The following is a 14,637-nucleotide window of genomic DNA, read 5'->3' on the forward strand; positions in this document are numbered from 1 at the left end:
GCGGCTGCGCGTCAGACGGCGGCGGTCTTGCGCGTGACGTGCGGCTCGAGGCCGGTCTTGGCGTCGTTGCCGCTCGCGGCGGCGAGGGCCTTGCGTTCATGGATTTCCGCGAGCGCACGCTTGTACTCGTTCGGGAACACCTTCACGAACTTCGTGCGGCTCACGGTCCAGTCGTCCAGCAGCTCGCGCGCGCGCTTGCTGCCGGTCCAGCGGTGGTGGTCCTCCAGCAGCTTCTTGAGCTGCATCTCGTCGGTCGTGCCGTTGTGCCAGACGGCCGGCTTGACGGTGGCGGTCTGCTCGGACGTGGTGAGCACCTTCTCGAGCGTGACCATCGACAGGTTGCAGCGCGAAGCGAACTTGCCGTCCTCGTCGTAGACGAAGGCCACGCCGCCGCTCATGCCGGCGGCGAAGTTGCGGCCGGTCTTGCCCAGCACCGCGACCGTGCCGCCCGTCATGTATTCGCAGCCGTGGTCGCCCGTGCCTTCCACGACGGCCGTCGCACCCGACAGCCGCACCGCGAAGCGCTCGCCGGCCACGCCGCAGAAATACGCCTCGCCGGTGGTGGCGCCGTACATCACGGTGTTGCCCACAATGGTGTTGCGCACCGCTTCGCCACGGAAGTCCAGGCTCGGGCGCACGACGATGCGGCCGCCCGACAGGCCCTTGCCGGTGTAGTCGTTGGCATCGCCGATCAGGTACAGCGTGATGCCGCGCGCCAGGAAGGCGCCGAAGGACTGGCCGCCCGTGCCTTCGAGCTGGATGCGGATCGAATCGTCCGGCAGGCCCTCGGGGTGCACCCGCGTGAGCGCGCCCGACAGCTTGGCGCCAACGGTGCGGTTCACGTTGCGCGCCACCTCGATGAACTGGACTTTCTCACCCTTCTCGATCGCCGCGCGCGACTTCTCGATCAGCTTGGTGTCGAGGTTGTGCTCCAGGCCGTGGTCCTGGTTCTCCACATGGAAGCGCGGCACGTCGTCCGGCACGTTCGGCAGCGCGAAGAGGCGGCTGAAGTCGAGGCCGCTGGCCTTCCAGTGGGCGATGCCCTTCTTCATGTCGAGCAGGTCGGCGCGGCCGATCATCTCGTTGAAAGTGCGGATGCCCAGCTGCGCCATGATCTGGCGCACTTCTTCGGCGATGAAGAAGAAGTAGTTGACGACGTGCTCGGGCTTGCCCGAGAACTTCTTGCGCAGCACCGGGTCCTGCGTAGCCACGCCCACCGGGCAGGTGTTGAGGTGGCACTTGCGCATCATGATGCAGCCCTCGACGATCAGCGGCGCGGTCGCGAAGCCGAACTCGTCAGCACCGAGCAGCGCACCGATGGCGACGTCGCGGCCGGTCTTCATCTGGCCGTCGGCCTGCACCCGCACACGGCCACGCAGGCGGTTCAACACCAGCGTCTGCTGGGTCTCGGCCAGGCCGATTTCCCAGGGGCCGCCAGCGTGCTTGATCGACGACCAGGGCGAAGCGCCCGTGCCGCCGTCGTGCCCGGCGATCACCAGGTGGTCGCTCTTGCACTTGGTCACGCCCGCGGCCACCGTGCCCACGCCCACTTCGCTCACCAGCTTCGTGCTGATACTGGCATGCGGCGCGACGTTCTTCAGGTCATGGATGAGCTGCGCCAGGTCTTCGATCGAGTAGATGTCGTGGTGCGGCGGCGGGCTGATGAGGCCCACGCCCGGCACCGAGTAGCGCTGCTTGCCGATGTATTCGGTCACCTTGCCGCCCGGCAGCTGACCGCCTTCGCCGGGCTTGGCGCCCTGCGCCATCTTGATCTGGATCTGGTCGGCCGAGCTCAGGTACTCGGCCGTGACGCCGAAGCGGCCGGACGCGACCTGCTTGATCTTCGAGCGCAGCGAGTCGCCGGGCTTGAGCGACAGGTCGACCTCGACGTTCGCCTCGCCGATCACGCTCTTGAGCGTGTCGCCCTGCTGGATCGGGATGCCCTTGAGCTCGTTGCGGTAGCGCGCCGGGTCTTCGCCGCCTTCGCCCGTGTTGCTCTTGCCGCCGATGCGGTTCATCGCCACGGCCAGCGTGGCATGCGCCTCGGTCGAGATCGAGCCCAGCGACATCGCGCCGGTCGCGAAGCGCTTGACGATCTCCACAGCCGGCTCGACTTCCTCCACCGGGATCGCCTTGCTCGGATCGATCTTGAATTCGAACAGGCCGCGCAGCGTCATGTGGCGGCGGCTCTGGTCGTTGATGATCTGGGCGTATTCCTTGTACGTGCTCCAGTTGTTGGCGCGCGTGCTGTGCTGCAGCTTGGCGATCGCGTCCGGGCTCCACATGTGCTCTTCGCCGCGGGTGCGCCAGGCGTATTCGCCGCCGGCGTCCAGCATGCTGGCGAGCACCGGGTCGTCGCCGAAGGCCGCCGCGTGCATGCGCAGCGCCTCTTCCGCGATCTCGAAGACGCCGATGCCTTCGACGCGGCTGGCGGTGCCCGAGAAGTACTTGCCGATCGTGTCGTTGTTCAGGCCGATGGCCTCGAACAGCTGCGCGCCGCAGTAGCTCATGTAGGTGCTCACGCCCATCTTGGACATGATCTTCGACAGGCCCTTGCCGATCGCCTTGACGTAGTTGTAGATCGCCTTCTCGGCCGACAGGTCGCCCGGCAGGTCCTTGTGGATCGCGGCCAGCGTTTCCATGGCCAGGTAGGGGTGCACGGCTTCGGCACCGTAGCCGGCCAGCACGCCGAAGTGATGCACTTCGCGGGCGCTGCCGGTCTCGACGACCAGGCCCGCCGTGGTGCGCAGGCCCTCGCGCACCAGGTGCTGGTGGATCGCACTGGAGGCGAGCAGCGCGGGGATGGCCACTTGCGTGGCGCTCACGGCACGGTCGCTCACGATCAGGATGTTGCTGCCGCCCTTGATCGCGTCCACGGCTTCGGCACACAGCGACGCCAGCTTGGCCTCGACGCCCTCACGGCCCCAGTCAGCCGGGTAGGTGATGTCGAGCGTGCTCGAGCGGAACTTGCCCTGCGTGTGCTGCTCGATGTTGCGCAGCTTGGCCATGTCGGCGAAGTCGAGGATCGGCTGGGCCACCTCGAGCCGCATCGGCGGGTTGACCTGGTTGATGTCCAGCAGGTTCGGCTTCGGGCCGATGAAGCTGTTCAACGACATCACGATCGCTTCGCGGATCGGGTCGATCGGCGGGTTCGTCACCTGGGCGAACATCTGCCGGAAGTAGTTGTAGAGCGCCTTGTTCTTGCTCGACAGGACGGCCAGCGGGCTGTCGTTGCCCATCGAGCCGATGCCTTCCTCGCCGGCTTGCGCCATGGGCGACATCAGGAACTTGATGTCCTCCTGCGTGTAGCCGAAGGCCTGCTGTCGATCGAGCAGCGACACCGCGCTCTCGGGCATCACGACCGGCGGCGCCTCGACGCTGTCGAGCTTGATGCGCAGGTTCTCGATCCACTGCTTGTACGGCTTGGTGTTGACGACGTAGGCCTTGAGCTCGTCGTCGTCGATCATGCGGCCCTGCTCCAGGTCGATCAGGAACATCTTGCCGGGCTGCAGGCGCCACTTCTTGATGATCTTGTGCTCAGGCACCGGCAGCACGCCGGACTCCGACGCCATGATGACCAGGTCGTCGTCGGTCACGCAGTAGCGCGACGGACGCAGGCCGTTGCGGTCGAGCGTGGCGCCGATCTGGCGGCCGTCGGTGAAGACGATCGAGGCCGGGCCGTCCCACGGCTCCATCATGGCGGCGTGGTACTCGTAGAACGCGCGGCGGCGCTCGTCCATCGTGTCGTGCTGCTCCCACGGCTCGGGGATCATCATCATCACGGCCTGGCTGATCGGGTAGCCGGCCATCGTCATGAGTTCGAGGCAGTTGTCGAAGGTGGCGGTGTCGGACTGGCCCGCGAAGCTGATCGGGTACAGCTTCTTCAGGTCCGCTGCGAGCACCGGCGACGACATCACGCCTTCGCGCGCCTTCATCCAGTTGTAGTTGCCACGCACCGTGTTGATTTCGCCGTTGTGGGCGACATAGCGGTACGGGTGGGCCAGCGGCCACTTGGGGAAGGTGTTGGTCGAGAAGCGCTGGTGCACCAGGCCGATGGCCGACACGCAACGCTCGTCGGACAGGTCGAGGTAGTACACGCCCACCTGGTCGGCCAGCAGCAGGCCCTTGTAGACCACGGTGCGGCTCGACATGCTCGGAACGTAGTATTCCTTGCTGTGCTTGAGCTCCAGGTTCTGGATGTTGGCACTGGCGGTTTTGCGGATCACGTACAGCTTGCGCTCCAGGGCGTCCTGCACGATGACGTCGTTGCCGCGGCCGATGAAGACCTGGCGCAGGATCGGCTCGGTCTTCTTGACGGCCGGCGACATCGGCATCTCGCGGTTGACCGGCACGTCGCGCCAGCCCAGCAGCACCTGGCCTTCGGCCTTGATCGCTCGCTCCATCTCCTGCTCGCAGGCCATGCGCGAGGCGTGTTCCTTCGGCAGGAAGATCATGCCCACGCCGTATTCGCCGTAAGGAGGAAGCTCGATGCCCTGCTTACCCATCTCTTCGCGGTACAGCGCGTCCGGGATCTGGATCAGGATGCCGGCGCCGTCACCCATCAGCTTGTCAGCGCCCACTGCGCCGCGATGGTCGATGTTCTCGAGGATCTTCAGGGCCTGCGTCACGATGTCGTGCCGCTTCTCGCCCTTGATGTGCGCCACGAAGCCCAGGCCGCAAGCGTCATGCTCGTTGCTGGCCGAGTACAGACCGTGTTGCTCCAGGTGTTGGATTTCGGCTTCCGTCGTCATGGGACGCACTCCTTCATTTATCGCGGGAAATTTCGCAGGGGAACGAAGAATATGGCGTTGCACAAATAATGCCAAGCACTTTAATTGGGGTCGGATACCATTTAAATTCTGATTATTCCATTCAAGTATTAATTGGGGACATATCGAAGCGGGCCGCGATTCCCGCTGCAGAGGATGGCTCAGCCTTGCGCCAAAGGCCGTCGACCGGCTCGGCTCTTGACCAGACGCCGTCCGGTCACCGCCTGGAGTTGAGCGACGAAGTGGTCGTCGCCTGCCGCCCACCCCTGCAGGGTGGACTCGGTCAGCACCTGCTGATCACGCGTGCTTATCCCGGTGCGCACCCGGTCGACGTAGGCGGCCTCGCGGGCGAACGGCGTGTTGCCCAGCGTCCAGTAGAGTGGATGCGGCGACAGGAAGCGATCCGTCCGGAGACCGACGTAGTGGTGATGGCTCGACCAGGCGAAGTCACGTGCCTCCGCCACCAGACCGGCGCGCACCGGGTTGAGGTCCAGGTAGACCATGCAGGGCAGCAGATAGCGCTCGGCCTGCAGCACCGTCGCGCGGTAGCGCCCTTCCCACAAGGTGCCGCTGCGGCCATGGCGGTCGTTGAACGCGCGGACGTAGCTGCGCCCGACCGCCTGCATGAACTTCGGCAGCCCATCCGCCGTCGCCGGCGTGGCCAGCAGGTGAAAGTGGTTGTCCATCAGCACATAGGCGTGCAGCGCCACGTCGAAGCGCGGCGCCTGCTCGGCCCAGAGCGTCAGCAAGCGCTCCCGGTCGGCGTTGTCGATGAAAATCGCCTGGCGGTTGTTGCCGCGCTGGATCACGTGATGCGGCTGGCCGGGCAGCGTGAGTCGGGGCAGGCGAGCCATGGCGGCGCAGGGGTCAGGGCAGGCGGAAGCGCGTTTCCAGCAGCGACGCCAGGCCGAACTCCGCCAGCAGGCTGCGCAGACGCTCGGCGGCGCTGGCCTTCGCATGTCCGGTGCGGCGCGCGATGATGAGCTCGTTCTTCATGCTGTGTTCCCAGCCCACCAGCTCGGTCACCGTGACCTGGTAGCCCTGCGCCTCGAGGTACAGGCAACGCAGCACGTTGGTCAGCTGGCTGCCGATCTCGCGGGTGTGCAGCGGATGCCGCCACAGTTCGGCCAGCGGCGTGCGCGACAGGGCCAGCGCCTTGGTCTGGCGCAAGCAGGCGGCGACTTCGGCCTGGCAGCAGGGCACCAACACCATGAACTTCGCCTGCTTGGCCAGGCCGAAGGCAATGGCGTCATCGGTCGCGGTGTCGCAGGCATGCAGGGCGGTGACCACGTCGATCTGCGCCGGCAGCTCGCTGGCATGGGTCGATTCGGCCACCGTCAGGTTGAGGAAGGCCATCCGGTCGAAGCCCAGCCGCGCCGCGAGCGAGCGCGATTTCTCGATCAGTTCGCCGCGCGTTTCGATGCCGTAGACATGCCCCCCGCCGAGCGCCTTGAAGAACAGGTCGTAGATGATGAAGCCGAGGTACGACTTGCCCGCACCGTGGTCGGCCAGCGTGGCGCCGGCGCCCTCCCCCGGCAGTTCGCGCAGCAGCTTCTCGATGAACTGGAACAGGTGGTAGACCTGCTTGAGCTTGCGGCGCGAATCCTGGTTCAGCCGTCCTTCGCGCGTGAGGATGTGCAGTTCCTTCAGCAGTTCGATCGACTGGCCGGGGCGCAGCTCCTGCAGCACGTCGGCTTCGGCCTTCGCGGCCTTGTCGAGCTTGCTCATCGCGCGGCTCCGCCCGGGCCGACGTGCAGCGCGGCCCAGCCGTCGTCACCCAGGGCCTCGAGCGTCTCGATATTGCGCTCGAAGATCGCTTCGGCCTCCGGGAACGCTTCCACCGCACGGTCGATGCTCTCTTCGCGCAGCAGGTGCAGCGTCGGGTACGGCGCACGGTTGGTGGCGTTGCCGATGTCGTCCGCCTCGGTGCCCGCGAACTGGAAGCGCGGGTGGAAGCTCGCCAGCTGCAGCGTGCCCTCGAAGCCGGCGCGTGCCAGCCGGCGCTCGGCGCGGGCGGTGAAATCGTTGAAGTCCAGGAAATCGGCCAAGGTGTTCGGTGCCATCAGGAGGGTGGTGTCGCGCTCGCTCGCGTCGAGGCCGGCCAGGGCATCCGCCTCGGCCAGCAGCCGGTCGAGCAGGCCGGCGTCGTCATCGGCCGCCAGGTGCACCGCGTAGTGGACCTGCCGCTTCACGTGCACGGCCTTGGCGAACGGGCACAGGTTGAGACCGATCACCGCCGCTTCGAGCCAGTGGCGCGTGTCGGCTTCGGCTTGCGCAGCGGTGATTGTCTCAGCCGCGGGGGGCGCCGGCTCGCCGCCGCCGGAATGAACCTCGCGCGTCATGCGGGCACTCCGACCACCACACCGCGGCGCGCCAGCCGCCCGGCCAGCAGGATGCCGACCGATGCGCAGGCGCCGGTCACCACCCAGGTCCACTGCCAGCCACCGGCGCGATGAGCCAGCCAGGCGACCAGCGGCGGCGCCGCGAACTGCCCGAACGCCGACGCCTGCTGCATCAACCCCACCGTGGTCGCCACGGTCGACGCGCCGGGCGCCACGCGCACGGCGAGCACGAAGAGCGTGGCCGGCACCATGCCGCCGGCGAGGGAGAACCCGCAGATCGCCAGATAGCGCAGCAGCGGCGGCAGACCCACGGCGTCGCCACCGGCACCGACCTGGGCGAAGGCCACCACGGCGCCGATCGCCATCGATGTATAACCCCAGCGCAACAGGCGACCCGCTGGCACGCCCCGTTGCAGCCAACGCCCGGCCAGCACGTTGCCGCCGATGTTCATCGCTGCCGCCAGGGCCGTGAGCACCGCACTCCACTGTGCGGGAACGCCGGCACCGGCGTAGATCGCCGGCAGGAAGCCGATCACCGCGATCCATTGCGAAGAATACACGGCGAAGGCCGCAGCGACCAGCCACGGCCCGGTCGAGCACAGCGTGCTGCGCGATCGCTCGGACCATGACGCGGCCCGCGCTGCAGTCGACCGCGACCCATGCGCATCGTCGCCCGGCACGCAGAGCGCGACGCTCAGCGCCGCGGCACCGGAGACGGCCGCGATCGTCCACCACCATGCCGGCCAACCGGCCGTGCCGATCAGGAACGGGCCGATGAGCAGCGCCGCGGCCACGCCGAGCGGCATGTAGGCGCCCCACCACCCCAGGGCCGACTTCTCGCGATCCGGCGGCGCGGTGATGCGGATCAGCGCCGGGGCCGGCATCACGACCATCAGGAAACCCAACCCTTCGAGCGCGCGCAGGCCGAGCAGCGCATGCACGGCATCGGCGGCGCCCAGGCCCGCGACGCCGATCGCACCACCGAGAACGCTCGCGACGGTCAGCGTGACCAATCCGATCAGCATGCTCCGTCGCAAACCGATCGCGTCGGCCGCCAGCCCCGCCAGCAGCCCGAGCGTCATGCCGGCCACCTGTACCAGCGCCAGCAGAAAGCCTGCCTCGACCAGGCCGATGCCCAGCGATACCTGCAGCGCGCTCACCGCCGGAGGCAGCTTGCCGAGGTGCAGCGCAGCGCTCACGCCGGCGAACAGCGCGGCCAGCGTCGCGGGCGGCAGGCTCGAACGGCCACCGGTCATGCGGCCCACGTGCGCCCCGTGAGGCGCTCGTGCTCGCGCATGGCGAACCGGTCGGTCATCCCCGCGATGTAGTCGGCGACGGCACGCGGGCCGTCGCCGCGGACCGCAAAGGACTCGGGCATGTCCGAGGGCTTGTCGATGTACGCGGCGAACAGCTCCTGCACGACCGCTCGGGCCTGTACGGTGGTCTGCACCACCTGCGGATGCCGGTAGAGCCCGCGAAAGAGAAAGCGCTTGAGCGCCGCCGATTGCGTGCGCATCGCGTCGCCGAAGAGCACCAGCGGCCCGGCCTGTCGCGCCGCATCGGCATCGACGGGCGCCGCGGCGGCGATGGCCGCGCGGGTTGCATCGATCACGTCGTAGACCTGGGCACTCAGCATGCGGCGGATGGTTTCGTACAGAACGCGGCGACCGGTGAGCCCGGGGTGCTCGGCCAGCGCCTCGCGACGGTAGCGCTCGAAGAGTTCGACATCGGCCAGTTGCTCGATGCCGATCAACCCCGAGCGCACGCCGTCGTCGATGTCGTGCGCGTTGTAGGCGATCTCGTCGGCGAGGTTGCACAACTGGGCTTCGAGGCTGGGCTGGGTCCGGTCGAGGAAGCGGTGGGCAACGCCGTTCGGCTCGGCCGCCTCGATCTGCTCGGCGTTGGTGCGCGAGCAGTGCTTCAGGATGCCTTCACGCGTCTCGAAGCTCAGGTTGAGGCCGTCGTACTGCGGGTAGCGGTGCTCCAGCGTGTCGACCACGCGCAGGCTCTGCAGGTTGTGCTCGAAGCCGCCGTGCTCGCGCATGCATTCGTCGAGTGCGTCTTGCCCCGCATGGCCGAAGGGCGTGTGCCCCAGGTCATGCGCGAGCGCGATGGCCTCGACCAGGTCCTCGTTCAGCTTCAACGCACGCGCGATGGAGCGCGCGAGCTGCGCGACCTCCAGCGAATGCGTCAGCCGGGTGCGGAACAGGTCGCCTTCGTGGTTCAGGAAGACCTGCGTCTTGTAGACCAGACGGCGAAAGGCGGTGGAGTGGACGATGCGGTCGCGGTCGCGCTGGAAGTCGTCGCGCGTGGGCGCGGCCGGCTCCGGATGGCGGCGGCCGCGCGAGCGCGCCGGATGGCTGGCGTACGGCGCGAGTTCGGTCATGGTCGGCCGCTGGAACACACAGCCTTTACGCCGCGCCGCATGCCGCCAGGACCTCGCGCACCATCGCGTCGGGCGCCGGGCGCATCACCGCAGAACCGGGCTTGTCGATCACCACGAAACGGATCTCGCCGCCTTCGGACTTCTTGTCGATGCGCATCAGCTCGAGGTAGCGCTCGGCGCCGAAGCGCGGCGCGACGACCGGCAGGCCGGCCTTCTCGATCAGGGTCGTCAACCGCTGCACGAAGGCGCTGTCGACGCCACCGAGCCGCTGCGACAGCTGCGCCGCCATCACCATGCCGCAACCGACAGCCTCGCCATGCAGCCACTCGCCGTAGCCGAGTGCCGATTCGATGGCGTGGCCGAAGGTGTGGCCGAAGTTCAGGATGGCCCGCAGCCCGTTCTCGCGCTCGTCCTGACCCACCACCTCTGCCTTGATCTCGCAGCTGCGCCGCACGGCATGCGCCAATGCGGCGGGCTCCTGCGCGCGCAGCGCCGGCAGGTTCGCCTCGATCCATTCGAAGAAGGCCATGTCGTAGATCGGCCCGTACTTGATGACCTCCGCCAGGCCCGCGCTGAGTTCGCGCGGCGGGAGCGTCTTCAGCGTCGCGAGGTCGCACAGGACCATTTGCGGCTGGTAGAAGGCCCCGATCATGTTCTTGCCGAGCGGGTGGTTGATGGCGGTCTTGCCGCCCACCGACGAATCCACCTGCGCCAGCAGCGTGGTCGGCACCTGCACGAAAGGCACGCCGCGCATGTAGCTCGCGGCGGCGAAGCCCGTCATGTCACCGACCACGCCGCCGCCGAGGGCGAACAGCACCGTCTTGCGGTCGCAGCCGTGGCCCAGCAAGGCATCGAAGATCCGGTTGAGCGTGGTCCAGTCCTTGTGGGCCTCACCGTCCGGCAGTTCGAGCACGTGGATGGCGGCGAATCGGCCCGTCAGCGCCTTCTGAAGCGCCGCCGTGTAGAGCGGCCCGACGGTGGTGTTGGTGACGATTAAGGCGCTCGCGGCCTTCGGCACGGCCTCGAAGCTGGCGGGATGGTCGAGCAGGCCGGCACCGATCAGGATCGGGTAGCTGCGCTCGCCGAGCGCGATGTCGACACGCTGAGGCGCCGCGAGAGAAACCGGTGTGAGCATCCCGCGAGTTTAGGCGCTGGGCGCAGCGCCGTTTCAGCCCGTCGGGCCCGCGTCCCGGCCGGGGTCCTGGCGAACCACGCCGGCGTCTTCGAGCTGCTGGACGATGGTGCTCACCAGCATCGCGATCGACGGCCGGCCGGTGTCGACGGTGGTGTGCGCGATCTCTCGATAGAGCGGATCGCGCACCGCATGCAGGTCCTTCAGTCGCTGGAGCGGATCCGCCACCTGCAGGAGCGGTCGCTTGGTGTCGTGGCGCAGCCGCCTGAGCAACTCTTCCGGCGAGGAACGAAGGTAGACAACGTGGGTCCGCTCGCGCAGGTGCTGTCGATTCGACGCCCGCAGCACCGAACCGCCACCCGTCGCCATCACGCTCTGCCGCAGCGAGGACGTCAGATCGGCCAGCACCTGCTCTTCGACCTCGCGGAACGCGTCCTCGCCTTCGCGCTCGAAGAACTCCCGGATCGTGCAACCGATGCGGTCTTCGATGCAATGGTCGGTGTCGACGAAGCGCCACCCCAACTGCTGCCCGAGCCGCCGTCCGATGGCGGACTTCCCCGAGCCCGGCAATCCGACGAGAGCGATCGTCGGTTCTCCGACGACGCTAGCAATCTCCACGCTTCATCAACGTGCGGCGTTGCGGTCGGTGATCATCTTCGGCGTGATGAATACCAGCATTTCGGTCTTGTTGTAGGTGCGCTCGCGCGTCCGGAAAAGGGCGCCCAGGTAAGGCACTTCACCCAGCACCGGAATACGCGACTCGTTGTTGCTTTCGGTCATTTCGAAGATACCACCGATCACCACCGTGCCGCCGTTCTCCACCAGCACCTCGGTCTGCACATGCTTGGTGTTGATCGCGAAACCGGCCGTGGTCGCCTGCCCCACCGTGTCCTTGTTGACGTCCAGCGTCAGGATGATGTTGCCTTCCGGTGTGATCTGCGGTGTCACTTCCAGCTTGAGGTTGGCCTTGCGGAAAGCGATGGAGGTCGCACCGCTGGAGGTGGCCACCTGGTAAGGCAGTTCGGTACCTTGTTCGATCAACGCCTTGGTCTGGTCGGCCGTGACGACGCGGGGGCTCGACACCACCTTGCCCTTGCCGTCGGCCTCGAGGGCCGAGATTTCCAGGTTGAGCATGCGCGACAGACTGGAGTTGAACAGCGAAATCGCGAAGGTGCCGGGATCGATGCCATTGCCCCCCACGCCCTGGGAGGGCAGGTTCACGAAATTGCTCTGGGTGAACTGCGGGAAGGCGACGGTGGGGCTGGTCGACGTGCTGGTGGCCACGCCGTTCGTCACCGTGGTGGTGGTGCCACCGCCGGTCACGTTGGGATAGGTGCCGATCGCCGTGCGGCTGTTGATGGCGCCGCCACCGAGCTTGACGCCCAGCGACCGACCGAAGGTGTCCGATGCCTCGACGATGCGCGCCTCGATCAGCACCTGGCGCACGGGAACGTCGAGCTTCTGGATCAGTTCGGCGACCTGCGCCAGGCGCGTGGGCACGTCGGACACGAAGAGCTGGTTGGTGCGTGACTCCGCGATCACGCTGCCGCGCGGACTCAGGATACGAGACGCGTTGGAACCACCACCGCCCCCGCCCGCGCTGGCACCGGTGCCGGTCAGGCCCTGCGCGATCGTCAACGCCTTGGTGTAGTTGAGCTGGAACGACTGCGTGCGCAGGGGCTCGAGGGTTTCGATGGCCGCCTTGGCCTCGAACTCCATCTTTTCCTTGGCATTGATCTCGTCCTTCGGCGCGATCCACAACACGCTGCCGTTCTTGCGCATGCCCAGGTTCTTCGCCTGCATGATGATGTCCAGCGCCTGGTCCCAGGGCACGTCCTTCAGCCGGAGCGTCAGCGCACCCGTCACCGAATCGGATGTGACGATGTTGAAGTTCGTGAAATCGGCAATGACCTGCAGCAGTGAACGGATTTCGATGTTCTGGAAGTTCAGGGACAGCTTTTCGCCGCTGTAGCCGACACCCTGCGTCAGCTTGGTCGGGTCGACCTTGCGAGGACGCACTTCCACGACGAACTGGTTCTCGCTCTGGTAGGCGCTGTGCTCCCAGTCGCCCTTGGGCTCGATGGTCATGCGCACGCGGTCGCCGGACTGCTGCGCCGTGATCAGTTGCACCGGCGTTCCGAAATCGGCCACATCGAGGCGACGGCGCAGCCCTTCGGGCAAGGTCGACTTGGTGAACTCGACGACCAGGTTCTTGCCTTGCTGGCGGATGTCGACGCCCACCTGGTTGTTGGCCAGGTCGACGATCACCCGGCCGGTGTTGTCGGCACCCAGGCGGAAGTCGACATCGCGCAGCGGCAAGGTGTCGCGGTTGCGGTTCTCGGCGAAGCTGGCGGACGCCGACGCCGGGGCCGCCAGGGCGGCACCCGCCACGGGCTCGAGCGAGACGAGCAGCGAGCGGCCCTGGATCTCGGTCTTGTAGGCGGTGGCCTGTTTCAGGTTCAAGACCAGGCGCGTGCGCTCCCCGGCCTGGACCACGTTGATGGAACGCAGGTTGCCCTGGTTCACCTCGACGGCCGAGCGGCCGATCGCGTTGCTGACGCCCGGAAAATCAAGCGCGATCCGCGCCGGCGTCTGGATGGCGAAGCCGGCGGGCACCGTGCTCAGCGGCTGCGTGAGGTCGATGCGCACGACCTCCGCGCCGGACTGCATCGAGGTGGTCACCGACTCGATCGCGTTCTGCGCCTGCGCCGCCGCCATGGCGGCGAACATGCCGAGCGTGAGGCCGGCACCGCGGAGCCACCGTACAACCATCGTTTTTTGTTGACTCATTTCGACCTCTCTTGCAGTTCCAGCGTCGCCACGCGTTCGATCCATTCACCGGCGGCGTCCTGCACGATTTCACGCAAGCCGAGTTCGGTTTCGTTGATACGGGTAATGCGCCCGTAATTCAGTCCCAGGTAGTTGCCGACACGCACCTGGTAGAGCAACTTGTCCACGCGCACCAAGGCGATCGGCTGGCCGTTGCGGCTCATGCTGCCGACCATCGCCATCGCGTCCAGCGGAAAGGACTCGAGCGCCTCCTTGCGCCGCGTCAGTTCCGGACCGATGAGCCCCGAGGTCGAGGGCTGGGCGGAGTCCCGGCGCAACGCCTGCGTCAGTTTCTGGCTGTTGAACGGCTCGAACGCCGCGCCCTCGGTATACGCCTGCGGCGTGAATTTCTTGGGTTCCGTCAGGGGGGGAACCGTCGGCCGCACCTTCGTGCGCTCTTCGACCATCCACTGCTGCAGGTCCTTCTGTTCAGCCCCCCAGCATCCACTGAGGAGCATCACCACGGCGCAGAGTCCCAACGCTTTGGCGCTTCTCATTTTTTCTTCGCTCCGGATGCCGCTGTACGCCGCTGGGTGGCCTGCTCTTCTTCGTCGAGGTAGCGGTAGGTGCGCGCGGTGGCGTCCATGGTCAACGCGCCATCCTTCTGCGGCGTGATCGACAGGTTGTTCAGGGTGACGATGCGCGAAAGGTTGGCGACGTCGGCCACGAAAGCACCCATGTCGTGGTATTTCCCGCTGACGCGAACCGCGATCGGCAACTCGGCGTAGTAATCCCGAACGGCCACCTGGCCCGGTCGGAACAGCTCGAACTGCAGGCTGCGGCCCAGGCCGGCCTGGTTGATGTCGGACAGCAAGGCGTCCATTTCCGCCTTGCTGGGCAATTGCTTCTCGAGCAGAGTCACGTACTGCTGGGCCTGCTCGCGCTGCTTCTTCAGGAGGTCGAGGTTGGCTGCCTGCGCCACCTTCTTCTGGTAGTCCGCGCGAAGGGTCACTTCCTTGGCACGCTCGGCCTCCAACTCGTCATTGGAGTTGGTCAGCCACGCGAACCACAGTGCGACCAGCACGAGGGCCGTGACGGCAACGGAGAGGAGATAGCGCGGAACAGCAGGCCAGACCGACGGGTCGTTCGGATTGAGCCCTTTGAACTGCTCGGAGAAGCGCCGCAGTGCGTCGCCAACGTCGACTTTCGGAGCGGATTTTCTGGTCGCCATGGACAGGT

At 66.9% G+C, this 14,637-nt stretch carries 11 protein-coding genes; all 11 read right to left on the reverse strand.

What is annotated here, in order from left to right:
- Positions 1-11 precede the first annotated feature (11 nt).
- A complete protein-coding gene (locus QTH86_RS12270) occupies positions 12-4,751 on the reverse strand; it encodes a glutamate synthase-related protein (protein WP_286644415.1) in 4,740 nt (1,579 codons plus the stop codon).
- 179 nt (positions 4,752-4,930) lie between these two features.
- The gene (locus QTH86_RS12275; RefSeq protein WP_286644414.1) at positions 4,931-5,623 is read right to left on the reverse strand and encodes a transposase; all 693 of its coding nucleotides are present in this window, start codon (positions 5,621-5,623) and stop codon (positions 4,931-4,933) included.
- A 13-nt stretch (positions 5,624-5,636) separates the two neighbouring features.
- Positions 5,637-6,497 (reverse strand): class I SAM-dependent methyltransferase, encoded by an 861-nt coding sequence (locus QTH86_RS12280; RefSeq protein WP_286644413.1) that lies wholly within the window; start codon positions 6,495-6,497, stop codon positions 5,637-5,639.
- Complete coding sequence (locus tag QTH86_RS12285) at positions 6,494-7,111, reverse strand: DUF1415 domain-containing protein (protein WP_286644412.1); 618 nt, start codon at positions 7,109-7,111, stop codon at positions 6,494-6,496. Before QTH86_RS12285 ends, QTH86_RS12280 begins: the two co-directional genes overlap by 4 nt.
- Entirely contained in the window at positions 7,108-8,367 is a 1,260-nt protein-coding gene (locus tag QTH86_RS12290; RefSeq protein ID WP_286644411.1) for an MFS transporter, read from the reverse strand. Before QTH86_RS12290 ends, QTH86_RS12285 begins: the two co-directional genes overlap by 4 nt.
- Positions 8,364-9,497: a deoxyguanosinetriphosphate triphosphohydrolase gene (locus tag QTH86_RS12295; RefSeq protein ID WP_286644410.1), complete on the reverse strand. Its 1,134-nt coding sequence runs from the start codon at positions 9,495-9,497 to the stop codon at positions 8,364-8,366. The genes QTH86_RS12290 and QTH86_RS12295 overlap by 4 nt, the downstream gene beginning before the upstream one ends.
- 25 nt (positions 9,498-9,522) lie before the next feature.
- Positions 9,523-10,632, reverse strand: coding sequence for a 3-dehydroquinate synthase (gene aroB, locus QTH86_RS12300; protein ID WP_286644409.1), 1,110 nt, complete (start codon positions 10,630-10,632; stop codon positions 9,523-9,525).
- A gap of 33 nt (positions 10,633-10,665) precedes the next feature.
- Complete coding sequence (locus QTH86_RS12305; RefSeq protein ID WP_286644408.1) at positions 10,666-11,247, reverse strand: shikimate kinase; 582 nt, start codon at positions 11,245-11,247, stop codon at positions 10,666-10,668.
- A 6-nt stretch (positions 11,248-11,253) separates the two neighbouring features.
- Positions 11,254-13,419, reverse strand: coding sequence for a type IV pilus secretin PilQ (locus QTH86_RS12310; protein WP_286644407.1), 2,166 nt, complete (start codon positions 13,417-13,419; stop codon positions 11,254-11,256).
- On the reverse strand, positions 13,416-13,955 hold the full coding sequence (locus QTH86_RS12315) for a pilus assembly protein PilP (RefSeq protein ID WP_444813756.1): 540 nt from the start codon (positions 13,953-13,955) through the stop codon (positions 13,416-13,418). The genes QTH86_RS12310 and QTH86_RS12315 overlap by 4 nt, the downstream gene beginning before the upstream one ends.
- Positions 13,952-14,629 carry a type IV pilus inner membrane component PilO gene (locus QTH86_RS12320; RefSeq protein ID WP_286644406.1) on the reverse strand — a complete coding sequence of 226 codons (678 nt, stop codon included), beginning with the start codon at positions 14,627-14,629 and terminating at the stop codon, positions 13,952-13,954. The genes QTH86_RS12315 and QTH86_RS12320 overlap by 4 nt, the downstream gene beginning before the upstream one ends.
- Between the last annotated feature and the right edge of the window lie 8 nt (positions 14,630-14,637).

The organism is Variovorax sp. J2L1-78 (assembly GCF_030317205.1).
GTDB lineage: Bacteria > Pseudomonadota > Gammaproteobacteria > Burkholderiales > Burkholderiaceae_C > Variovorax > Variovorax arabinosiphilus.